This window comes from Campylobacter concisus, from assembly GCF_003049735.1.
Classification (GTDB): Bacteria; Campylobacterota; Campylobacteria; order Campylobacterales; family Campylobacteraceae; genus Campylobacter_A; species Campylobacter_A concisus_AN.
Genome location: NZ_PIRM01000002.1, coordinates 307,361 through 330,489, shown reverse-complemented (window position 1 = coordinate 330,489; position 23,129 = coordinate 307,361). Strand labels below are relative to the sequence as shown.

Here is a 23,129-nt window from a genome sequence, read left to right as displayed (position 1 = left end):
AATCTTTAAGCTTAAGGATTAATATAATTAGATATACTTCACAAATTATTCTCTAATATAGTAAAGGTAAAAATTTTGAAAGCAGATATAAATTTAGAACTATTTTTAGGCGAAGATACACAGGTTTTAGCTAAACATATTACATTATTAAAGGCCATAAAAGAGACAAAAAGTATCACAAAAGCAGCAGAATTGGTTGGTATATCATATAAAAATGCTTGGGACTGTCTTGATACGATAAATAACAAAAGTAGCAAGCCGCTTATTATTAGAGCTGATGGAAATAAAAAAAATAGTGGCTCTGAGCTAAGCGAGTATGCTAATAAACTGATAAAAATTTATGATGCCATTCTTGAGACTCAAAAGGATTTTTTACAAAAAATTTGTCAAAAAGTAGATTTTGAGGATGTAGATATTGTAAATCTTCAAAGAATGAATATGAACTTAAGTGCCAGAAATCAGCTCTCATGTGAGATTATTGGCATAAACCGCGGTGCGGTAAATTCTCAAATAATTGCAAAACTAAGTAATGGCTGCACGCTTGAGTCAAACATCACGGTTGAAAGTGAGAAAAATTTAGGTCTAAAAGTTGGACAAAAAGTTATTTATATTTTTAAAGCTCCAGCTGTCATTTTGGCTAAGGATCTAGATATAAAAATAAGCACAAAAAATCAATTAAAAGGCGAAGTGATCGAAGCAAAGATAGGTGCTGTAAATGCTGAAATCACTTTAAAGCTAAGCGATGAACAGACTTTAACTGCTATCATCACAAAAGATAGTGCTATCCAGATGAAAATAGGTGTTGGCGATACACTTTTAGCAATAGTAAAATCATCTCAAATCATTATAGGAGTTTAAATGAGAAAAGTTTTTAAATTTTTATGTGTGGCAGCTTTGCTTGCCATAAACGCATTTGGCGCTGAAGTAAATGTATATGCTGCAGCAAACACAACATACGCATTTCCAGAGCTTATAAAAGAGTTTAATAAGCTTCATCCAGATGCCAAAATCAACCTAACTCTTGGCGCAAGCGGTGGTCTTGTTACACAGATACAAAATTCAGCTCCAGCTGATATCTTTATGGCTGCTGATATGGGCTTTGCGCAAAAAGCCTATGATACAGGCTTTGCAGTAGCTGCTCCAAAAGTTTATGCACAAGGCGCTGTTGCTATCTTTTCTATTAGAAATGTTGATTTCAAAAAAGGTATCGAAGTTGTTCGTGGCTTAAAGGCGATTTCTATTGCAAATCCACAAACTGCACCATACGGCAAAGCTAGTATAGAGGCTCTTAAAAACGCAAAGCTTTATGACGAAGTAGAAAAAAATATCGTCTATGCTCAAAAAATTTCTGAAACTCTATCTCAGGCATTAAGTGCTTCTGATGTAGGCTTTATCGCTGCTAGCGCACTTTTTGATGAGAAAATGTCAAAATACAAAGAGGGCGTTAATTACATCTTTGTTCCACAAGAGCTATACACTCCGATCGATCAAGGCATCGTTCTTCTAAAACATGCTGAAAAAAATGATGATGCAAAAGCATTTTACGAGTTTATCTTAGGTGATAAATCAAGAGAAATTTTCAAGAAATTTGGTTACAACGTTCCAGCTAAATGATAAGAGCAAAGATCGTTGGAATTTTGACTAAAGATGACGTTAGCTTATTTGAGCTAAAGGGTCTAAATTTAGAGGCGAATTTATTTATGCTAGTCTTGAATGAGGCTAGCAAATTTACCTTAGATGATGAGATCGACTTAGGTTTTAAAAGCTCTGATGTTATCTTGTCAAAAGACAAACTAAGCAATAGCTCGCTTGAAAACGAGCTAAAGTGTGTGATTGAAGCTATAAATTTTGGTGAAATTTTAAGTGTTATTAGCTTGAAGTGTGGCGAAATTTACTTCGAAGCTATTATCTCAAATCACGCATTAAAAATCATGAACGTAGGTGAAAACGATGAAGTCTTTGCCTATATAAAATCTACAAGCATTCACATAAGTACACAAAAATGATAGAAATTTCTTGTAAAAAAGAGCTAAATGGCGGTGGCGGAAAATTTTTACTTGAGGCTGACCTTAGTTTTGAAAGTGGTGATTTTGTCGCACTTTATGGAGCAAGCGGTGGCGGAAAGACTACTATTTTACGCTTGATCGCTGGTTTTGAAGCACCACAAAGTGGCTTTATAAAGGTTGGAGATAAAATTTTCTTTGATGAAAAGACAAATTTGGCTCCACAAAAGCGAAATATCGGCTTTTTATTTCAAGACTATGCACTTTTTGAAAATATGAATGTCTTTAAAAATTTACTCTTTGCAAAAAATGATCTAGCTCTAGCGAATAAACTTCTTGATATCTGCGGTCTAACCAGCCTAAAAAATGCAAAAATTAGCACTCTTTCTGGCGGTCAAAAGCAACGTGTTGCTTTGGCTCGTGCGGTTATGAGAAAGCCTGAAATTTTACTACTTGATGAGCCGTTAAGTGCGCTTGATAATGCCATGCGTGAGAAACTTCAAGACTATTTACTCACACTTCATGATGAGTTTAAGATGAGCATTATTTTAGTAAGCCATGATATCGCTGAAATTTATAAGCTTTGCAATAAAGTCTTTGTCCTTGAGAATGGAAAAATTTCAAGATCAGGTAGTGCAAGTGAGATATTTTTAAAGAGTGCAGGATCGCAGAAATTTGCCTTTAACGCTAAAATTTTAGAGATAAAAAAACGTGATGCTATTTACGTGGCAAATGTATTAATAAACCGCCAAATTTGTGAAGTGGTGCTAAGTAGTAGCGAAGCAATGAATCTAAAAGCAGGCGATATGGTAGTAGTTAGCACAAAAGCATTTAGCGTAAATTTGGAAAAAGCATGATAGACGAGTTAAGAAGTATCGATTACGAGCCATTTTGGCTATCACTAAAATTATCTTTTATAACAACGTTTATTTTATTTTTTGTCTGCATCGCACTTGCCTATTTTATGTCTCAAAAGAAATTTTTTGGCAAGTCGTTTTTAGAGTCGGTAATCTCACTACCTTTGGTTTTGCCACCAAGTGTTCTTGGCTTTTATCTGCTCATTTTTCTTTCGCCTTATTCGGCCTTTGGTAAATTTATTGAAGAAATTTTTGGAGTTAGGCTTGTTTTTAACTTCACAGGTCTTGTTGTGGCAAGTTGTATCTATTCATTGCCATTTATGTTTGGGCCGATTTATGCTGGGCTAAATAGCCTAAAAAAGAGCCTTTTTGAAGCAAGTTATAGCCTTGGCAAAAATAAGCTCACGACTATTTTTAGGGTGATTTTGCCAAGTATTAGATCAAATTTATTAACAGCTACTGTCGTTAGTTTTGCTCACACTATGGGTGAATTTGGCGTTGTTTTAATGATAGGCGGTAGCGTAGCTGGAGAGAGCAAGGTTGCGAGCATTGCGATATTTGAAGCGGTTGAAATGCTTGATTACACCAAGGCTCATGTCTATGCACTTTTGATGTTAATAATTAGCTTTTTTGTTCTTTTCGTAGTTTATCTTTTAAATTCTAAAAAAGCTTAAGACAAAGCTTATAAAGATATAATAGTAAAAAATTTTAAAGGATGAAGTATGATAAAAGTGCCTACAAGTATATATTTAAATACCTTAGATGGTAAGGAATTTGATTTTTCCGCCTTTGCAAGGACGCATGACTGTGTCATTTTTATCTACCCAAAGATAGGCGAGGACTTTAGTCTTTTAAGTGAGCAATTGCAAAATACTGCGGGTATGAAGGGCTGTACCAAACAAGCGATAAACTACAAGAAATTTTTAAAAGATTTTAACGATCTTGGTTTCATGGTAGTGGCTATTAGCTCACAAGATATCGCAGCTCAAAAGAAATTTCAAGAAGAGACTTCAGCAGGTGTTATGTTTCTAAACGATAGTGAGTTTATGCTTGAGAGGGCGCTTGAACTTCCGGTTTTTTCTGCATCAAATGGACATAAATTTTATTTTAGACAAACACTTATCATAAAAGATGGCAAGATAAGGCGCGCATATATAGTGGATGATCCTGAGAATGATGCTAAAAATATGCTAGAAAAAATCAAAGAAAAAGACTATTAGGAGTTAAAATGAGCCAAAATAGCAAAATCGAGAAGTCTTATGATGAGCTAACTTATAAATCAATAGCTTTTGCCCAATCGTCGCCATATAGGCTTGAAGCTTGTGCGACACTTCTTGGCATAACCCCACCGCCATGCGAAAATGCAAGAGTTTTAGAGATAGGATGTAGCTTTGGCGGAAATTTGATCCCATTTGCAGTAAATAACAAAAATGCAAAAGTAGTTGGCATAGATCTTAGTGGCGAGCAGATAAGGCGTGGACAAGAGATCGTTAAAGAAATGGGGCTTACAAATTTAGAGCTTATACACGGCGATATTTGCGAATTTAAAAGCGATGAGAAATTTGACTATATCATCGCTCATGGCGTTTTTAGCTGGGTGCCTGACTTTGTAAAAGAAGCTATATTAAAAGTCGTAAGAGAGAATTTAAGTACAAATGGCGTGGCATTTATCTCTTATAATGTTTATCCTGGCTGGAAAGTAAAAGACATCGTAAGAGATATAATGCTACTTGCCGCAAAAGATAAAGAGAGCATGCAAGAGAGATTAAAAGCAGCCAAAGAAGCACTTTTAGTCTATAAAGAATATTTGTTAACAAGAGATGAAGAAATTTATGAAGGGAAGATGCCTCTTAAGATGCTTCTTTTTGTAACAGAACATGTGCTCTCAAAAGATGACTTTTACATAGCTCATGAGTTTTTAGAATACACAAATGATCCATTTTATTTTAAAGATTTTAATGCCATGCTTGCCAAAAATGATCTTACTTATCTTTGTGAGTATACGCTTGATGATATTTTTACCCCAGATGTTGGCACAGCCGTAGTAGATGAATACAAAAATAACAAGTTTAAGGACAGAATCGATCTAGAGCAATTCATGGATATGATTAGTAACAAAGTATTTAGACAAAGCCTAATAGTCCATAGCAAGACTTATGAGAGTATAGCCAATAAACAAATAGGCCCAAGCGATATCAATAAAATTCACGTTGTGGCAGATTTTATAAAGAAAGATAACCAGTGGCAAGATAGTTATGGTGCTATGCCACAAGATATATCATGGCTTTGCGAGGTCTTTTATAAGATGTATCCAGCTAGCATAAACCTTTCTCAGATTTTAGAAATTTTGCCAGAAGATAAGCTCATGGTTTATAGCGCTTTTGTAAGAATTTTAACAAACTCGTCTGATGCAATGATTTTAAAAGATGAGCAAAAAAATATCGAGTATAGGCCCGGCTACTCAAGGCTTAGTCAAAATTTAATAAATTATGTCAGATATTTTTTAAATCATAAAAATAATGCCGATGTTGTTTTTGCTAATAAATTTAGTATCTCAAGAAAGCTTAACAATATCGATTATTACATACTTTTATTGCTTGATGGTAAAAATAGCTTAGAAGATGTCGCAGCAAAAACCTTAAAATTTATCAAAGAGAACAACGAAGATATATTTGACATAAATGGCAAAGTGCTTAAAAAAGATAAAGTCGCAGCAAACATAATGAGCTACGTGCTAGGCACAGCAAAAATAGCTAGCATGCTTTATCTACTAGAAGAAATTTAAGGTTTAAATTTTACTTTGCTTATATAGTTGTGTGATTTTATCTTTTAGATTTAGTGTGTTTTTTGAGAGAGCTATGAAAAATGGACTTTTTAAATCAGCAAGCTCGTAGCTCATCTCTTTGCTGCTATTAGCGTCAAATACTTTTCCGCCACAAAAATTTACGAGCGCTTCTCCTGCTGCATTGTCCCAAAGGTAGCTTGGGGCAAATCTCAAATAAGCTCCACCAAATTCAACCAAACGGCAAAATTTTATGGCTGAGCCGATGCACCTTTGCTCAAAATTTAAGCTCTGTCCTATAAATTCTATCTCTTTGGTATCGCCTCTTCTACTTGAAAAGATTAGATTGTCTAAATTTTTATCTTTTTTATTTAAATCAACTCTATTTATGATTTCATCATTGTCATCTAAAATTTCTTTAAAAGCGCCATTTTCATCAGCATAAAAAAGCTCTTTGCTAACCGGGATAAATATCACGCCAAGCACTGGTCTAGCTTTTTTTATAAGCGCTATGCAAACGCAAAATTCGCCGTTTCTAGCTAGAAATTCTTTAGTGCCATCAAGAGGATCTACGAGCCAAAACTTGTCTTTATCGCTTTCTTGCAAGATACTCTCTTCAGAGCAAATTTTTATCCCACTTTCACTTAGAACTTTTAGTATTGTTTCATTTGCGGCTAGATCAGCGCTAGTTAGTGGTGAGCTGTCATCTTTTAGGCAGACTTTAAGAGCCGTATTATCTGCGGAGTAAAATTTCATTATTTGCGCTCCAGCATTAACGGCTGCTTTTTTAGCTAAATTTAGAAGCTCGCTCATTTTGGTGTTCTGTTTGTCTCTCCAACATAAAGCTGTCTTGGGCGGACGATCTTTATCGTATCTTGCTCTTTTAGCTCGATCCACTGGCTGATCCAGCCTGGAGTCCTGCCGATGACGAAGATTACGGCAAACATATTATTTGGTATGCCAAGCGCCTTTAGGATGAGCCCTGAGTGAAAATCAACGTTTGGATATAAATTTCTGCTTACAAAGTAGTCATCATTTAGCGCGATCTCCTCGATACGGTTTGCGATCTTGATAAGCTCTGAGTTGATGCCTATCTCGTCCATGAGCTGATCTCTCATTTTTTTGAGCACTTTTGCGCGAGGGTCAAAATTTTTATAGACCCTGTGACCAAAGCCCATTAGCCTAAATGGATCGTTTTTATCCTTTGCTCTAGCGATGTATCTATCGACATTTGCGACCGAGCCGATCTCTTCAAGCTGACGGATAACGCCCTCGTTTGCCCCACCATGAGCCCAGCCCCAAAGTGCGCCGATGCCGGCACTTATACATGCGTATGGGTGAGCGTGCGTTGAGCCAACGGTTCTAACAGTCGTAGTCGAAGCATTTTGCTCATGATCTGCGTGCAGCATAAAGACCGTGTCAAGTGCTTTTATCTCGATTGGTTTAAGATCGACGTGCTCGTATGGATAGCCCCTCATCATGTAGAGGAAATTTTCAGTAAAGCCACGATCTAAATTTGGATATATGATAGGAAGCCCGCGTGAGTAGCGGTAACTAAAGGCCGCGATCGTTGGAATTTTAGCGATTATACGCATAGCCATCTCGTGATACTCTTCAGGTTTATCCATATTTAGGTGATCTGAGTAAAACGCACTTAGGGCTGAGACCGCTGCTTGTAAGATCGCCATAGGGTGAGCTTTGTCTGGAAATGCGTCAAAGAGCTTCATCATGCCTTCATGTATAAAGCTTCTTTTTTTAAGTTCGGTTTTAAAATTTATATACTGATCATTTGTTGGAAGCTCTTTGTTTAAGAGTAAATATGCCACGTCTAAAAATGTCTTATTTTCGGCCAAATACGCGATATCATAACCTCTATACATTAGTTCGCCTTTTAAGCCGTCTATATAAGTTATCGCCGAGCGACACATCGCAGTTGAAGTATAACCTCTGTCAAAAGTAAACATTCCAGTATCACTAAAAAATGTCGAGATGTCTATCACATCAGGTCCCATAGTGCCTTTTAGTATAGGAAACTCGTAACTCTTGCCGGTTCTGTTATCAGTTAGCGTAGCTGTATTTGATGACATTTTTACTCCTTACTTCTTGATTGCATTAGAAATTTTATAATTATTGTCCCTATTATAGCTTGAGCTAGGCTTGCTAGGATAAAAGATGAGTAAGAATAATCACTTATCTCACCTGATCTGTGTGCGATAGTAGCAACTGCTACTAGAAGTGTGAGTGGCATGGATTGTGAGAGAGAAAACAAAAATATCCCCTTAAATCCTAATTTTCCTACAAATAACACACTTGAAAAAAGCCTTGTGGCAAGCATCGCACAAAATATAAAAATAGCATCTTTTATCACTTCATTTGAGCTTAGGCTTGAGAGCTTGAAGGTTGAGCCTATGTGTATAAAAAATATCGGTACCAAAAAACCAAATCCAAAACTTGAAAGCTTGTGCGGTAAGTCTTTTTTATGATCAAAAAATGTCGCTATAAACATACCCGCGATAAACGCGCCAAAGGCGACCTCTAAATTCAAATAAAGCATAAGTGCAATCATCGAAAAAAATACAGCAATGCTTAGTCTAATATCTTTTTCGTCCTTATCGTAGTGTGGCATAAGGATCACTTTAAGCCCAGGATACCACCAAAAAAGCACATCTAAAATTTTAAAGCTAAGTACGCTGATAGCTAAAAATAAGATCAAATAGCCAATCGTTAGCCATAAATTTATGCTAGCTCCAAACTGCAAATAGGCTGCTATAAATGTCAAAAGCGTAATGCTTATAAGCTCGCCAATAGTTGCAATAAGCATGCTTAAATTTAGCCATTTTACATCTCTGCCATACTCTTTAAATAGCGTAAATATCATGCCAACGGCCATTATCGGGATAATGATAATATAAAGCAAACTAAGATCAAAACTAAACGTAAGTGCAGTTGCTAGCGAGTAAATGAGCGCAAGATAGATAAGCCCCAGGCGTAAAATTTTGCGGTCAATATTTATAAGCATTCTAAGATCGATTTCCATACCAGCTAGAAACATCAAAAAGAAAAAGCCAACTTCGCTAATTAGCTTAAACATCTCATTTTCGCCGACAAGCCCGATGTAGCTAGCTAGTGCTCCAAGTATTATCTCAGCAGGAGCGACAGGAATGCGTAAAATTTTAGAAATATAAGGCGAAGCAAAGACGATAAATGCCAAAACGACAAGAATACTAAGCTCGCTAGCTTGATGTAACTGCAAAAAGATCCTTAAATTAAAAATGTTTGATTGTATAAAAAGCTTTGTTATTTTTTGATTAAGCTAAGCGATTTTTGGGCAAAATGGCGACAAATTTTTAAAAATTTGGAGTGCAAATTTATGCGTAAATTTCTATTTTTTGTCTTGATGTTTTTTGGAATTTTTGGCTTTGCAGACGAGCTAAGTTTGGTTCAAAGTTTTAAATTTGATGGAAGCGTTTTTTATAAGAAAAATACAGCCAAAGATGAGAGCTTTTACTTTTTAAAAAATGAAAATTTTGATGAGCATTTTGTAGGCTTTAGAGTAAAATTTGACAAAAATATAAAAAGTGAAAGTATGCTTGCTGAGCTAAAAAAGAAGATAAAAGAAGCTAAAGAAGTGCTTTATAGTGAAGAGAATGATCAAATTTTAGCTCTCATAAAAGATGAAACTAGCAGTAAAAATATAGAAATAATCCACTTTTTACTTAAAAAAGATGGAGTCTTAATACTTTCATATGAGAGAATTTATGATCCAAAAACTCTAGTAGATGGGCTTAAGCCTGTACTTTTAAGTGAAGCTAGAAATTTTATGCTTCAGATGCCAAAGGTAGAAGCTAGGTAGAAAGGTGGATGTGGCATGTTTTGTACCGCATGCGATTAAAAACTACGACAAATTTTTATTTATCAAGTCAGATAAGCGTCAAGTAAATTTTAAAATTTCATGAACGAGTAATTTCGGCTCTGATTTTAGTGGCAAGCTTTGCGAGACCTAAAATCAGTAGTCAATTCTTGCGAGTGAATAGAATTTTAAAATTTTCGCGATAGTAAAATTCTATTTTTAAAAATACAGACTTTTTTATTTTTAGGTTTTTTTATTCAAAAGGGAAACAAGGGGACTCGAGTTACGAAGCCGTCCCCTTATCCCCCTTTTTAAATCCCCCAATCCCCTCGCACGTTCAAAGTGCATGCAATGGCGCTAAAGCACTGCATGCGATTAAGAAAATTTAGCAAAATTTAAACTCTGTTAAATTTGCAAGCTCTCACAAATTCTTACCAAACAAAATACCAAGATAGCTTGCAAGCAGGCAGAGGATAAGGTTTAAAAAGATATTTAAAAAGCCTTTTACCAGCTCGCCTTCTAGTAAAAATTTCACACTATCAAGGCTAAAGCTTGAAAATGTCGTAAATCCGCCAAGTATGCCAACGACCAAGAACATCCTCGCGTTTTGGCTTAAATTTAGACAAAACAAAACGCCGATAATAAAGCTGCCAAGCACATTTACGCCAAGTGTGGCTAGCGGAAAGTGGCTAAATTTTAGTAGCTCGCCAGCTAAGAACCTGCATCCAGCTCCTATAAATCCTCCAAGCCCTACAAAAAGTAAATTTACAAGCATTAGTGGCAGATACTAGCGAAGCTAAAACCGAGCTTTGTAAGCTCCTCGATATCCTTACTAGCTTTCTCGCCTTTTGCTGTCAAATAGTCGCCAATGACGATCGCATCGGCGCCATTTTCAAAGACCTCGTATTGTCTATCGCCTAAAATTTTCTCTCTGCCACCAGCTATCATGACTCTAGTTTCTGGTAGATCTCTTTTGGTCTCACGCACTATTTTTAGGGCTTCATCCGTACTAAGAGGAGGCAGATCAAGACTCAGCGCTTCATTTTTAATGAAAAAATTTATCGGTGACGAAAATGGCTCAAGCTCTTTTAGACTAGCTCTAAAGCTCACCCTATCAGCCTCACTCTCGCCAACGCCGTAAATACCACCAGTACAAAGCATGAGTCCAGCCCTTTTTGCATCTAAATTTGTCTGATATCTCTCGTCCCAAGTGTGAGTTTTACAAATTTTTGGGAAAAATTCTCGGCTTGTTTCAAGGTTGTGGTTGTAGCTAAAAACGCCAGCTTTTTTAAGCTCACTAAGCTGCTCGTAGGTTGCCATGCCGTTACATGCGATGAGCATCAAATTTGGCACTTCTTTGCTCACGGCTCTTGCTAAAGATGCGATATAGTCGGTCTTTTTGTCATTTAGTCTAGCACCGCTTGTGACTAAACAAAAGCCAAGAGCGTGGTTTTTATAAGCCATTTTGGCCTCTTCCACCACCTGCTGCACGCTTTTTTCTTTAAATTTTGAGATATCGGCGCCAGCTTTGGCACTTTGTGTGCAGTAAGCGCAGTCCTCGGCGCAGTTTCCTTGAGTGACTGAGCATATCGCACAGAGCATAATTGTTTTCATTTTTGATCCTTTTTTTGGGGAGCATTATAGCTTTGGTAGGTTTAAAATTTAAGTAGGGTGATTTATGAATTTGCAAAAATAGTTTGATGAAATGTATAAATTTATTTTTATTCAAAAAAGGGGGGGGCAAAGGGGCTTGAATTGCGTAAGTCGCCCCCCTTATCCCCATTTAAATCTTCTAAGCCCTTCGCACGTTAGAAGTACATGCAATAGCGATTTTGCACTGCATGCGTTCGTATATCTGGTAAGTATCAGATAAATTTTAAAATTTCATGAACGAGTAATTTTGGCTTTAGAATTTGAGTTAAGCGGTAAGCGAAGCTAAATTTTAGCAGTCAATTCTTGCGAGTGAATGGAATTTTAAAATTTGCTCCAAGATATAAATTTATTAAAAGCTATGCGAAAAGCTTAAATTTTATGACATTACTTTCTCTTATAAATTTCCGCTCTCTCTTTTAAAAGATCTGTTTTTAAATTTGGTAAAGCGCTAAGCTCGCCAAAAAGTCCAAAAAATAGGTACTACGATGTGAAGCTACCATCTAACTGAGTGCAGTTTATGACGAGGCTCTTTTACCCTCTGTACTGGCTAAGCTTAGCGGTACTGTCAGGTATTTTAAATTCCAAATTTATAAAAGCCAAATTTAGGCTCAAGGGCTCAGATTTGGCTAGAAATTTTTAGTTTTCAGAGATAAGGGTCTTTTTCTTACATTTTGTACACTCTATAAATGTGCCTTTTTTAAGCTCTTTTTTGATCATATCGCTGCCACATTCGTCGCATTTTTGCTCAACCGGCTCGTAGTTTGAGACGAAGTCGCATTTTGGATAGTTGGCACACCCGTAAAATTTACCGCGTCTGCTAAATCTCTCGACGATCTCACCGCCACATTTTGGACACGGCACATCAAGCTTTTTAAGCTCACGTTTTGGCTTTACCACCCCAGTAGTGCCTGCTTCTGCACTCTTTTCATTATCTTTTGCGACGTTTCTTGAGTATTTGCATTTTGGGAAATTTGAGCAAGCGATAAACTCGCCGTATCTGCCCTTTCTAAGCACTAGCTCGCTTCCACACTCTGGGCACTTCTCGCCGATTGGAGTAGCTGTTTTTAGGCTTTTTATTCCAGTTTTGCCAGCGCTAATTTTTTCCATAAATGGATAGTAAAAGTCGCTTAGCACCTTTTGCCAATCAGCCTTGTCAAGTGCGATCTCATCGAGCTTTTCTTCAAGATGTGAAGTAAATTCACTATCGACAATGTTGCTAAAGTGCTCCTCCAAAACGCCTATCATGCTAAATGCGATCTCGTTTGGTATGAGCTGCTTTTTCTCGACCCTCACGTAGTCTCTTGAAGTTAGCAGTGTGATAGTCGGTGCGTAGGTACTTGGGCGGCCGATGCCTAGACTCTCTAACTTCTTAACAAGTCCAGCTTCAGAGTATCTAGCTGGTGGCTCGGTGAAATTTTGCGTGCTTTTTATGCTCTGCAAACTCATCTCGTCGCCTTTTTTTAAATTTGGCAAAATTTTATCTTTATCAAGCTCGCCATAAACCTTGTAAAAGCCGTCAAATAGCACTTTTCTGCCACTTATCTTAAACTCGCCTTTCTCACTTGTGACAAAGACATTTTGCGTTTGGCTCACACATGCGCTCATTTGGCAGGCTAAAAATCTATTGTATATGAGCGTGTAGAGTTTTAGCGCATCCTTTTCTAGAAATTTAGCAGCAATTTGTGGTGTGAAGCTTAAATTTGTTGGGCGGATCGCTTCGTGGGCTTCTTGCGCGCCTTTTGAGCTTGTCATGTAGCTTATCGCTTTGGCTGGCAGATACTCTTTGCCGTAGTTTTGCAATATATGCTCTCTAGCGGCCGCGACAGCCTCTTTGGCTAAATTTAAGCTATCCGTTCTCATATAAGTGATCGCACCCATGAAGCCTTCGTTTGTTTGTACACCCTCATAGAGGCTTTGTGCGATCATCATGGTCTTTTTAGGGCTAAAGCCAAGGCGGTTGCTCGCACTTTGCTGAAGTGTTGATGTCATAAATGGCGGACTTGGCTGGATCTTTCTATCCTTGCTCTCGATCTCACGGACGCTAAATTTCTCATTTTGTAAATTTTCAATGATGTATTTTGCGCGGTCTGGATTTTGGATAGTGAGCTTTTCGATCTTTTGGTTTTCAAATTTAACTAGCTCAGCGTCTAGGTCTTTTTTAAAGACGGTGTCGATAGTGTAGTACTCAACCGGCTTAAATGCTTGAATTTCACGCTCACGGTCAACTATTATCTTTAGTGCCGCACTTTGCACACGGCCAGCGCTTAAGCCTTTTTGTATCTTTAAATTTAAAAGTGGGCTTAGCTTGTAGCCAACGATGCGGTCGAGCAAACGCCTTGTTTGCTGGGCATTGACGCTATTCATATCGACGTGTCTTGGGCTTTTTAGAGCGTTTTGTATGGCGCTTTTAGTGATCTCGTGAAATACGATGCGAGGCAGGCTTGTTGGCTCTTTGCCGATGGCGTTTGCGATATGAAACGCGATCGCCTCACCCTCTCTATCCTCATCGGTCGCGAGGTAAATTTCATCTGCACCCTTAGCAAGCTCTTTTATCTCTTTTACGATGGCGGAGTGATCGCTGCTGACGCGGTATTCTGGGGTAAATTTATCATCTTCTATCTTGATGCCAAAGCTCGTTTTTGGCAGGTCTCTGATGTGACCTTTTGAGGCGATGACGTTGTAGCTTTTATCTAGAAAATTTTTGATAGTCTTTGCTTTTGCAGGAGATTCCACGATGATTAAGCTTTTCATTTATATATAGCCTTTAATTTTTTTGGCGTAATTGTAGCAAAAATAATTTTTAAAGTATCAAGGTGTAAAAATCAAATCCGTCTTTATTATTTTAAAAATTTTTTCATTCATGCCTATAAAGTTTTTAGAAAATTTCACGATATAGTTTTTGTGCGACAAGAAGTCGTAACTAAAAAATTAAAAGGATTTACAATGAGTTTTCGTATTAACACAAACGTAAACGCACTTAACACACACGCTAACGCAGTTAGCAACAACACTGACCTATCTAAGTCACTTAACAAACTTAGCTCAGGTCTTAGGATTCAAACAGCTGCAGACGATGCTTCAGGTCTATCTATTGCAGATAGCTTAAGAAGTCAAGCTTCAGCTTTAGGTCAAGCTATTGCAAACGGTAATGATGCTATTGGTATCATTCAAGTTGCCGATAAAGCTATGGACGAGCAGCTAAAAATTCTTGATACTATCAAGACAAAAGCTACTCAATCAGCTCAAGACGGCCAAACAACTCAATCACGCCAAGCATTGCAAGCTGATATCGTTCGTCTAATGGAAGAGCTTGACAATATCGGTAACACTACTTCATTTAACGGTCAGCAACTACTAAACGGAACATTCTCTAATAAAGAATTCCAAATAGGTGCTTACTCAAACCAAACTGTTAAAGCAAGTATTGGTGCGACTACGTCTGATAAGATCGGTCTTACACGTTTCGAGAGTTCAAAATTACTTACCAAGATGGATGTAGTAAATCTTAAATTCTTAAACGTTGATGGTGTAAACGATGTAGGCGTTACATCTGCTACTATATCAACAGGTATCGGTAAAGGTCTTGGTGCTCTAGCTGAGAATATCAACAAAGTTGCTGATAAAACTGGTGTTAGAGCTACAGCTGATGTTACTTGGAAAGCAAGTGCTGCTATTGCCGGTGGCGAAATCAAATCTTTAACAATCAACGGCGTTAAAATAGGTGACCTAGAAGTTAAAGCAAATGATGCAAACGGTGCACTTGTAAATGCTATCAACTCTGTAAAAGATCAAACTGGTGTTGAAGCTTCTGTTGATGCTGAAACAGGCAAAATGGTACTAACAAGCCGTGATGGTCGTGCTATAGTTGCAACTGGTAAAGATATCTCAAAAGGTCTTGGCGGTAAAGGTGCACCTGCTAAAGGTACATCTTTAACTGGATTCGTAGGTAGACTAAATCTAGTTCGTCTTGATGGTAGAGATATTAAACTAAATGGTGGTGGTGGCACTAAACTATCAGTAGCATTCTCTGCTAATGGTGGTGCTCAACAATCAGTATCATTAAGAGATATAAGAGGCCAAATAGATAAAACCCTAGCAACTGCTATGGGCTTCCAAAGAATGAGTGGAGCTTTATCAGTAGCTCAATCTGCTGGTGTTATGACACTTCGCGGTGCAATGGCTGTTATGAGTATCGCTGAGTCTGCTCAAAAAACACTTGATCAAGTTCGTTCAGACCTTGGTTCAGTTCAAAACCAACTTCAAGCTACAGTTAATAACATCACTGTAACTCAAGTTAACGTAAAATCAGCAGAATCTCAAATCAGAGACGTTGATTTTGCTAGTGAGTCTGCTAACTTCTCAAAACATAACATCCTAGCTCAATCAGGTGCTTATGCTATGAGTCAAGCAAACAGCGTACAACAAAACGTAATGAAGCTTCTACAATAGTAGGAGCTGAGTGAAGTTTCCTCGAAAACGTAATGAAGCTACTACAATAGTTTCATCAAGGTTTTAGATAGAGGCTTTGTAGTAGTAACAAAGCCTTAAGAGTGTTAATGCTTTTACAATACGCAAACCCACGCCCCAGAGTTTAACTTTGGGGCTTTATCTACTAAAATAAATAGTAATGTATCTATTTTATCTTTGCTCTAGTGGTTTATAATGGGTTGTGTTATAAATTTATAATTGTGACAGAGGCTTACTAAAACTAGTAAGCCAAATAAAAAGACTGTAAGTAAAATAATTCTACTTACAAATTAGCTTATATACTCAGTATAAAATTTTCTTTCGCTTTTCCTATCTCGTTTTTAGTTATTAGTTTTCTCTTTTTTAGCTCAGCAACAAGTGCTTTTGAAGCTTTTTTAGTAACTTCGATGTCGGCATTTAGTCCGCCAGCTGCGGAGAACATCCAGTACTTGTGCATATTTACCCACATAAGAAGCTTGTTGGTTTTTTGGATGGTTGTGTCACTTGGTGCTACAGAAATTTTTGCAAGCTCAAGTTCTTGATAATAGACTGAAATTTGCAATATATTATCTACATATTTTTGATAATTACGTTTTGCGATTACATCTTTTAGTTTATCTATCTTTTTTGTTATTTTAAGAAGCTCATCAAAGTGCTTTTTTTCTATTTTATTTTCTTTATTGAGCTCAAGCAATTTATCTATACTAGGCACTACTTCTAAAAAGACTTTTTCTATTTGTTGTTTGACTTCACTTTGAGCCTTTATTTTTGCCAGTATTACTTTATAAGCTTTTAAAAGATTTTTATTTACCGTTGTTTCGCTATCTTTTTTGATATTAGGCAGTTTTTTAATCTCTTTGCCTTTGCAAAGCTCATGCATTACTTCTAAAAATGGCTTTTCTATAGTGCCTTCTATTCTAGCACCACCTTCGGTACAGTTATATGATTTTATATTCTCTAGGCTTGATTGGGCGATGTCATTTTCAAACTGGTTTTTAAATAGAGTCCAAACATATGTTGTTTTAACCTCCCCCTCTCCGCCATAAGCTTTAACATATAAATTTTCATCCGCTTGCGCAAAAGCATGACCTTTCGCATGGCTCGCCCCATCTTTACCAAACGCTAGATCCTGTCCTATAAAAACGATATTTTTATGTCCTAAGACATAGGCTAGTTGGTAGGCCATGTTTGCACAACTATGTCCCACGCCCAAGTATCCATATCTTTTTAGGCCAAACATATACTCCTCTTGTTGAGGCCTCATAGTTAGTACTAGTTTTCTTGGCAAGATATTTTTAATAGTTTGCTTGTGTGTAACTGAGGCAACAATAAAGTGTATATTGTCATCAATATTTGGATATTTTTTTTCAAAAAAACTAGAAGTTGGTTCTATTCTTTCAATCGACATCACATAATCAGGCTTGATATCATGCCTTGCAAGGATTGGATAAGAGGCATCAACGCTTATAATGCTAACATATGGAGCAAATTTTTTAAGTGTATTAAGCTGTTTATCTAGGCTTGGACCGGTAGATACAATTATAGCTGTATCCATAAGACCATATCTTTTTTTAACAAGACTTGTGTAGCAATAATTGCTAATCATGGGCACTAAATTTTCACAATTTTGTCTTGTGCCTAATAAAAGATCGTCTATGCTATTGCCGTGAGCAACTACTATTTGAGAAAATGCTCTTGTAATCTCTTTGTTTATTCTTATGTAGTCCTCTTCAAACTGATCATAAAAAGGCATATGAATCATAAGATTATCATAGGTTTTTGCATATGAGTTTAGTTTCGCTTCTGTAACCAGATAATAAAAATGTGTATAGGTGGCAAATTTTGAATAAAAAAGTATTATCTGTCCACTTTCTAGTTCGTTTGATAGATCAATAACATTTAAAACAAGATATATGATCTCGATCTCTGGCTCTATGACTACGATTTTTTGGTGTGTTTCATTTTTTGCTAGTGCTTTATAGAGCACGCCATTGCCTAGTCCATAAAAAAATAGTATCGGATAACGTTTATAGTTACTTTCTATATCTTCAAGCAGCTTTAAAATGTCTACTCCAGGATTTTCATAGATATATTTAAAAGTATGCTTGTTTATTAAATTTATATCAATTGGATCTTTTCCTATAAAAATTTCATAGTCTTCATTTCCAGCAATAGACCAAAGCCTTGCTGCTAGAATTTCATCTTGCTGAAATAGTGCTTGAAGATTTTTTTGAAAGATAGGATTTTGGATATTTGATACATTATCTTTAGATGGTTTCGCTTTTTTATTAGATGCCTTATCGTTTTTGTTATTCATATCAAATCCTCCTTTGTTAATCTCTCGCTAAATTTTATATCTCTTTTTGCTTTTTTACCGATTAGCTCTTTTAGAAATTTAGGGTGCAGGCCATACCCTGGGCGCACGCTCCTTACATTTTTCTCACTAAAAATTTCACCCTTTTTTATATCTGCGCTTGCATAAAGTGAGCGTGAAAATCTCCTGTTTAAAACCACTTTTTCATCTAGCTCGTAGCTTACTTTGCCCAAAAGCTCCTCAGCCTCCCTAACACATTTTGTCATAAGGGTAAATTCGCTCTCATCAAGACTAAATGCGCTATCAACGCTTTTTACGCTTTTATCAAGTATAAAATGCTTTTCAATTATCCTAGCACCCAGGCTAACCGCAACAACTGGGGCTGTCACACCTAAAGTATGATCTGAAAAGCCGACCTCTACGCCAAATTTCTCTTTCATATCAGCTATAGTTTGCAAATTCATGCTATTTAGCGGCGCTGGGTAACTTGAAGTGCATTTTAAAAGAGCGATGTCACTATTGCCTGCATTTTTACAAATTTGCACCACATCTCTTATCTCTTCTTCATAGGCTATGCCAGTTGAGATGATGATGGGCCTACCCTTTTTGGCTATAAACTCTACAAAATCATAGTCCGTTACCTCAAAACTTGCGATCTTGTAAGCTGGCGGGTTAAACTGCTCTAAGAAGTTGGCGTCGTCCTTGCAAAATGGGCTTGAAAAGCAGATAAGCCCTTCTTCTTCTGCTACTTTAAAAAGCTCAACGTGCCACTCTTTTGGCGTTAGCGCCTCTTGATAAAGCTCGTATAAATTTCTCCCATCCCAAAGTCCGCCCTTAATGACAAAGTCGTCCAGGTGTGAATTTAGAGTCAAACTATCAGGTGTATATGTCTGAAGCTTTATCGCGTCAGCTCCAGCGCGCTTGGCTGCCTTTATCGTATCTACTGCCGTTTTTAGGCTGCCGCTGTGATTAGCGGAGAGCTCTGCTATTATAAAGACCTTTTTGTCTGTATCAAAATTTCCTATTTTCATCCGTTAGTCCGTTTTATTTTTAAGCTCAAGATAGCTAAACTCACCATCTTTTGCATAGATCTTAAAGCCAAAATTTTTATAAAGCGCGAGCGCTTTTTTTGTTGTTATTATAAGCTTTTGCCTTTAGCGAGCCAACCTTTAATGTAAAAAATGCATACTCTTTTATGAGATCAAGCAGTTTTTTGCCCACTCCTTTTAGCTCCGGGTTTTTATAAACGCCAAATTCGCAACTTTCTTTTGTGATATTAACAAAGCTTATCACTCCGATAAATTCACTCTCGTCTTTTACTAAAAAATAAATCTTATCTTGAATGCTCTTTAATCTCTCTAAAAAAGCAAAATGCTCCTCTTTGCCAACGCTTTTATTTTTCATAAATTTAGCTATACATTCGTCATTTCGCCACTTTAAGACCATCAGCTTTTGCTCGTCATTAAGCGAGATAAAATTTATAAGCTTAAGCAAATTTCATCTCCCCAGTAAGCTTCATATCCGTTTTCTTTTAGCCAGGCAAAGATCTCTTTTTGATTATCCGCTACGCAAATGGCTTTAAATTTGGCTCCCAAAACATAAGCTTCATTTACAAGCGAGCTTGCTGTTATGATGAGCATTTTGGCTTCATTCATCAGCCTTGCTACGTTTTTACTATCTACAAAAAGGCTGAAATTTTCACTCTTACTTGATAGCTCTTTTAAGGCGCTTAAGTTTTTATTTCCACTTGTTGTTATGACGGCTGTTTTTTGGTTTTTAAGAAGCAATTTTTCTGAAATTTTAGCACTTAGCCCTGAGATATCAGTGCCTCCAAGAATGATAGCATAGTCGTAAATTTTCTCCCTTTTTACCTGAGCTTCTTCATAAAACTCATCTCTAACTAGCAAAAACTCGCTTCCGCAAAATACCTCACAGCTTTTTTCTACCAGCCCCTCATATCTTGCCTTTTGCGCATACAAATTTACATTTAATATGTAGTCTGCAAAATGTTTTTCGTAAGTGTCGTCAAATGATAAAATTTTAATGCCAGTTTTTTCTTTTATAGCTCTTTCGTCTTCAAAGCTAAAGCCGTAGTGATCGATGATGAGAAGTTCAAATTTATTATCTTTTATAAGCTCGCAAAGCTCATCTATCTCGCCACTTGTTAAGCTAAATTTAGAGTAGTTTATCTCATCAAAAATGTCACCATCTAGCCTCAAAGATGCAAATGAGATGTCGTTAAATTTTTTAGCAAGCAAAATGTCTCGCCTAATGTGCCCATGCCCTATCTTGCTGCTACTATCAGCACGCACGAGCGTTTTTAGCAGGGGGAGTCCTTTAAATTCTTTCAATCAAATCTTTCCATTATTTATCAAATAAAGCTTCTTAGCAAACTCAAAATCCTCTAGTGTATCAATATCGCAGACTAAATTTCTTGGCAATAAATATGCCTTTGAGTGTGATGTAAACAAAGCACTGCACTCCAGCCAAGCCTCTTTTTTGCCAAAATAAAATGCCCCAGCGTCATGAAATGCAGGCTCAAGATCTTGTGAGCGTGTCTTTTCAAACTGAGGATAAAACATACTAACTCTAGCGTTTTCGTCAAGCTTTATCGCCCTTTGTATAGGAAAATCAAACGCAGTCGCTGAAAATAAAAATTTACATTCCTGCCTTTTAAACTCTCCTGCGGCCTCTTTTAAAATTTCAGCCGTTATAAGCGGTGCTGTGGCATAAAGGCAGCAGACGTCACTAAAGCTAGATTTTACGCGTCTTATCGCGTCTTTTATCACGTCAGTGCTTGTCGCGTAGTCATCGCTTAGGCTCGCATCTCTAAAAAATGGCACGCTAGCTCCAAATTCTCTAGCCACATTTGCGATCATTTCATCATCAGTACTTACTATCACTTCGCTAAAAACTTTAGAATTTAGCGCAGCCTTGATGCTATATGCGATTAAGGGCTTGCCTAAAAAGTCTTTGATATTTTTACCAGGTATTCTCTTACTGCCGCCTCTTGCTGGGATAATGCAGATCATTTTTACTCACTAAAACTTTTTAGCACATCAAATAGCGTGCTTGCAACAAATTTAGCATCATCCACGCTCATGCCATGGTGGCATGGTATGCTAAGCTCAGCGCTATAAAATTTCTCCGCATTTGGTAGTGAAATTTCGCCAAGTAGCTCTTTGTAAAAGCTAAATTTATATGTTGGCTTATAATGCACCTGCACGCCAACGCCTTTTTGCAAGAGCGCTTCAAAAATTTGCTCTTTTTTATCCCAAAATTTCTCATCCAAAAGCACTGGATATAGGTGCCTTGAGCTAGTTGTATTTGCTGGGATCTTTATAGTTTTAAAATACTCGCACCCACTAAATTTCTCATCATAAAATTTAGCTATCTCATTTCTTTTAGCGATAAAGCTGTCCAGCCTTTTTAGCTGACTAAGTCCCAAAGCGCAGGCCACGTCTGTGATCCTGTAGTTGTATCCAAGCAGGCTCATGTCGCTATCCCAAAGCTTTGTTTTGGTGATGCCGTGGCTTCTATAAAGCCTTGCAAGCCTTGCAAGCTCATCGTCGTTTGTAGCAAGCGCACCGCCCTCAAGCGTGGTGATAGGCTTTACAGGGTGAAAGCTAAATATGCTAATATCAGCCTTAATGCCCACTTTTACGCCGTTTTGCACACTACCAAGGGCGTGAGAGGCGTCGTCTATCACTTTTATGCCGTGTTTTTTGGCTAAATTTATGATCTTATCTAGCTCCACGGGGTTACCGCCGTAATCAACCGCAGTTATAACCTTTGTCTTTGGTGTGATTAGAGCTGGAATTTTCTCTTCATCGATGTTGCCATTTGCTTTTACGTCGCAAAATTTGACCTGCGCTCCTGCCATCAAAGCCGCATTTGCAGTGGCTGCAAAGGTGATGGGCGTCGTGATCACTTCATCGCCGTCTTTTACGCCTAGGCTTAGATAGGCTACATGAAGGGCCGAAGTGGCTGAGTTCATAGCGATCACATGCTTTACGCCAACATACTTTGCCAGCTCCTCTTCAAATTGACTAACCTTTTGGCCACCTGTTAAGATGTCATCTCTTAGTGCATCTACTACTACCTTGATATCCTCTTCTGTGATCTGCTGACGGCTGTAAGGGATCATTTAGCATCTCCTATCATCTCAAGAAGGCCTGCTCTATCGAGCCAAATTTTATTTGTATTTGAGCTATATTCAAAGTCCTCGCTCACTGGTTTGCCCTTTTGATGAAGAGCATTTGTTGAGAAGTCTTGCGCTGTTAAAAACTGGATAGACGGACTAATAACGTAGTAATCATCAAATTCGTATGTAAGATGCGCGTCGTCTCTTGAGATCATCATCTCATGCATCTTTTCGCCTGGGCGGATGCCTATGATCTTGACGCCAAGGTCTGGTGCAAGGGCTTTTGCGAGATCGACCATCGTCATCGACGGGATCTTTGGTATGAAAATTTCGCCGCCTTTCATCCTCTCAAAGTTTTTAAGGACGAAATTTACGCCTTGTTCAAGCGTGATCCAAAACCTAGTCATCTTCTCATGCGTGATAGGAAGCTCCTTTTCTCCTTGTGCGATCAGCTTTTTAAAAAGTGGCACGACTGAGCCACGAGAGCCAACGACGTTTCCATATCTTACGACGCTAAATCTTGTTTTTTTGTCTCCAACAATGTTATTTGCAGCAACAAAGAGCTTGTCGCTTGCCAGTTTTGTGGCTCCGTATAAATTTACAGGGTTGCAAGCTTTGTCGGTTGAGAGAGCGATTACCTTGCTGACGCCACATTCCAAAGAGGCGTCGATAACGTTTTGAGCGCCGTCAATGTTTGTTTTGATGCACTCCATTGGGTTGTATTCTGCGATTGGTACGTGTTTCATTGCAGCTGCGTGGATGACGTAGTCTATGCCGTTCATCGCGGTTCTTAAGCGCTTATAGTCCCTCACGTCGCCGATGAAAAAACGCATTGCTTTGTCTTTAAAGACTTGAGCCATTTCGTATTGCTTTAGCTCGTCGCGTGAGTAGATAACTAGCCTTTTTGGGTTATATTTTTTTAACAAAATTTCGGTGTATTTTTTACCAAAACTTCCTGTTCCGCCGGTGATCAATATCGATTTGTTGTTAAACATTTTATGCCTTTTTGCTAGTCATTTTTTGATTTATAAATGGCTAATTTGAATTATTTTTTATAAA

22 protein-coding genes are annotated in these 23,129 nt (G+C 37.5%); 9 read left to right on the top strand and 13 right to left on the bottom strand.

All coding sequences use genetic code 11. From position 1 onward, the window contains the following. Window positions 1-75 precede the first annotated feature (75 nt). Genes CVS97_RS05920 through CVS97_RS05890 form a run of 7 tightly spaced genes read left to right on the top strand, consistent with a single transcriptional unit; the run spans window position 76 to window position 5,645 of the window. A complete protein-coding gene (locus tag CVS97_RS05920) occupies window positions 76-858 on the top strand; it encodes a TOBE domain-containing protein (protein WP_054197213.1) in 783 nt (260 codons plus the stop codon). Then, complete coding sequence (gene modA / locus CVS97_RS05915; RefSeq protein WP_085658670.1) at window positions 859-1,614, top strand: molybdate ABC transporter substrate-binding protein; 756 nt, start codon at window positions 859-861, stop codon at window positions 1,612-1,614. Then, complete coding sequence (locus CVS97_RS05910; protein WP_107785419.1) at window positions 1,611-2,006, top strand: TOBE domain-containing protein; 396 nt, start codon at window positions 1,611-1,613, stop codon at window positions 2,004-2,006. The genes modA and CVS97_RS05910 overlap by 4 nt, the downstream gene beginning before the upstream one ends. Continuing rightward, complete coding sequence (locus CVS97_RS05905) at window positions 2,003-2,860, top strand: sulfate/molybdate ABC transporter ATP-binding protein (RefSeq protein WP_107785418.1); 858 nt, start codon at window positions 2,003-2,005, stop codon at window positions 2,858-2,860. The genes CVS97_RS05910 and CVS97_RS05905 overlap by 4 nt, the downstream gene beginning before the upstream one ends. Further along, a complete protein-coding gene (gene modB, locus CVS97_RS05900; protein ID WP_107785417.1) occupies window positions 2,857-3,534 on the top strand; it encodes a molybdate ABC transporter permease subunit in 678 nt (225 codons plus the stop codon). Before CVS97_RS05905 ends, modB begins: the two co-directional genes overlap by 4 nt. A gap of 48 nt (window positions 3,535-3,582) precedes the next feature. Continuing rightward, entirely contained in the window at window positions 3,583-4,080 is a 498-nt protein-coding gene (locus CVS97_RS05895) for a redoxin family protein (RefSeq protein WP_107785416.1), read from the top strand. Between the two features lie 8 nt (window positions 4,081-4,088). Continuing rightward, window positions 4,089-5,645, top strand: a complete 1,557-nt coding sequence (locus CVS97_RS05890; RefSeq protein WP_107785415.1) for a class I SAM-dependent methyltransferase — start codon at window positions 4,089-4,091, stop codon at window positions 5,643-5,645. Between the two features lie 3 nt (window positions 5,646-5,648). On the opposite strand, the gene CVS97_RS05885 is transcribed toward CVS97_RS05890, so the two are convergent. The 3 genes from CVS97_RS05885 to CVS97_RS05875 are packed head-to-tail and all read right to left on the bottom strand — an operon-like array spanning window position 5,649 to window position 8,895. Further along, window positions 5,649-6,455 carry a 3'(2'),5'-bisphosphate nucleotidase CysQ gene (locus tag CVS97_RS05885; protein ID WP_107785414.1) on the bottom strand — a complete coding sequence of 269 codons (807 nt, stop codon included), beginning with the start codon at window positions 6,453-6,455 and terminating at the stop codon, window positions 5,649-5,651. Continuing rightward, window positions 6,452-7,729: a citrate synthase gene (locus CVS97_RS05880; protein WP_084109619.1), complete on the bottom strand. Its 1,278-nt coding sequence runs from the start codon at window positions 7,727-7,729 to the stop codon at window positions 6,452-6,454. Before CVS97_RS05880 ends, CVS97_RS05885 begins: the two co-directional genes overlap by 4 nt. 2 nt (window positions 7,730-7,731) lie before the next feature. Next, window positions 7,732-8,895: a cation:proton antiporter gene (locus tag CVS97_RS05875; protein WP_072595383.1), complete on the bottom strand. Its 1,164-nt coding sequence runs from the start codon at window positions 8,893-8,895 to the stop codon at window positions 7,732-7,734. Window positions 8,896-9,012: 117 nt separating this feature from the next. Between CVS97_RS05875 and CVS97_RS05870 the strand changes: the two genes are divergently transcribed. Next, the gene (locus CVS97_RS05870; RefSeq protein ID WP_107785451.1) at window positions 9,013-9,495 is read left to right on the top strand and encodes a hypothetical protein; all 483 of its coding nucleotides are present in this window, start codon (window positions 9,013-9,015) and stop codon (window positions 9,493-9,495) included. Between the two features lie 418 nt (window positions 9,496-9,913). On the opposite strand, the gene crcB is transcribed toward CVS97_RS05870, so the two are convergent. The 3 genes from crcB to topA all read right to left on the bottom strand — a co-directional run bounded on the left by crcB (window position 9,914) and on the right by topA (window position 13,896). Beyond that, entirely contained in the window at window positions 9,914-10,267 is a 354-nt protein-coding gene (crcB, locus tag CVS97_RS05865; RefSeq protein ID WP_107785413.1) for a fluoride efflux transporter CrcB, read from the bottom strand. Continuing rightward, on the bottom strand, window positions 10,267-11,106 hold the full coding sequence (locus CVS97_RS05860) for a biotin synthase (RefSeq protein WP_107785412.1): 840 nt from the start codon (window positions 11,104-11,106) through the stop codon (window positions 10,267-10,269). The genes crcB and CVS97_RS05860 overlap by 1 nt, the downstream gene beginning before the upstream one ends. 675 nt (window positions 11,107-11,781) lie before the next feature. Continuing rightward, window positions 11,782-13,896 carry a type I DNA topoisomerase gene (gene topA, locus CVS97_RS05855; protein WP_107785411.1) on the bottom strand — a complete coding sequence of 705 codons (2,115 nt, stop codon included), beginning with the start codon at window positions 13,894-13,896 and terminating at the stop codon, window positions 11,782-11,784. Between the two features lie 192 nt (window positions 13,897-14,088). Between topA and CVS97_RS05850 the strand changes: the two genes are divergently transcribed. Beyond that, on the top strand, window positions 14,089-15,594 hold the full coding sequence (locus CVS97_RS05850; protein ID WP_107785410.1) for a flagellin B: 1,506 nt from the start codon (window positions 14,089-14,091) through the stop codon (window positions 15,592-15,594). A gap of 313 nt (window positions 15,595-15,907) precedes the next feature. On the opposite strand, the gene CVS97_RS05845 is transcribed toward CVS97_RS05850, so the two are convergent. The 7 genes from CVS97_RS05845 to pseB all read right to left on the bottom strand — a co-directional run bounded on the left by CVS97_RS05845 (window position 15,908) and on the right by pseB (window position 23,065). After that, window positions 15,908-17,929, bottom strand: a complete 2,022-nt coding sequence (locus CVS97_RS05845) for a motility associated factor glycosyltransferase family protein (RefSeq protein ID WP_107785409.1) — start codon at window positions 17,927-17,929, stop codon at window positions 15,908-15,910. Beyond that, window positions 17,926-18,957, bottom strand: a complete 1,032-nt coding sequence (gene pseI, locus CVS97_RS05840; protein ID WP_107785408.1) for a pseudaminic acid synthase — start codon at window positions 18,955-18,957, stop codon at window positions 17,926-17,928. The genes CVS97_RS05845 and pseI overlap by 4 nt, the downstream gene beginning before the upstream one ends. Window positions 18,958-19,033: 76 nt before the next feature. Further along, window positions 19,034-19,420: a UDP-4-amino-4,6-dideoxy-N-acetyl-beta-L-altrosamine N-acetyltransferase gene (gene pseH / locus CVS97_RS05835; protein ID WP_234401423.1), complete on the bottom strand. Its 387-nt coding sequence runs from the start codon at window positions 19,418-19,420 to the stop codon at window positions 19,034-19,036. After that, the gene (pseG, locus tag CVS97_RS05830; protein ID WP_107785407.1) at window positions 19,405-20,277 is read right to left on the bottom strand and encodes a UDP-2,4-diacetamido-2,4,6-trideoxy-beta-L-altropyranose hydrolase; all 873 of its coding nucleotides are present in this window, start codon (window positions 20,275-20,277) and stop codon (window positions 19,405-19,407) included. The genes pseH and pseG overlap by 16 nt, the downstream gene beginning before the upstream one ends. After that, on the bottom strand, window positions 20,278-20,958 hold the full coding sequence (gene pseF, locus CVS97_RS05825) for a pseudaminic acid cytidylyltransferase (RefSeq protein ID WP_107785406.1): 681 nt from the start codon (window positions 20,956-20,958) through the stop codon (window positions 20,278-20,280). 2 nt (window positions 20,959-20,960) lie between these two features. Beyond that, complete coding sequence (gene pseC, locus CVS97_RS05820) at window positions 20,961-22,073, bottom strand: UDP-4-amino-4,6-dideoxy-N-acetyl-beta-L-altrosamine transaminase (protein WP_107785405.1); 1,113 nt, start codon at window positions 22,071-22,073, stop codon at window positions 20,961-20,963. Then, window positions 22,070-23,065 carry a UDP-N-acetylglucosamine 4,6-dehydratase (inverting) gene (gene pseB, locus CVS97_RS05815; protein WP_107785404.1) on the bottom strand — a complete coding sequence of 332 codons (996 nt, stop codon included), beginning with the start codon at window positions 23,063-23,065 and terminating at the stop codon, window positions 22,070-22,072. Before pseB ends, pseC begins: the two co-directional genes overlap by 4 nt. Window positions 23,066-23,129: the final 64 nt, after the last annotated feature.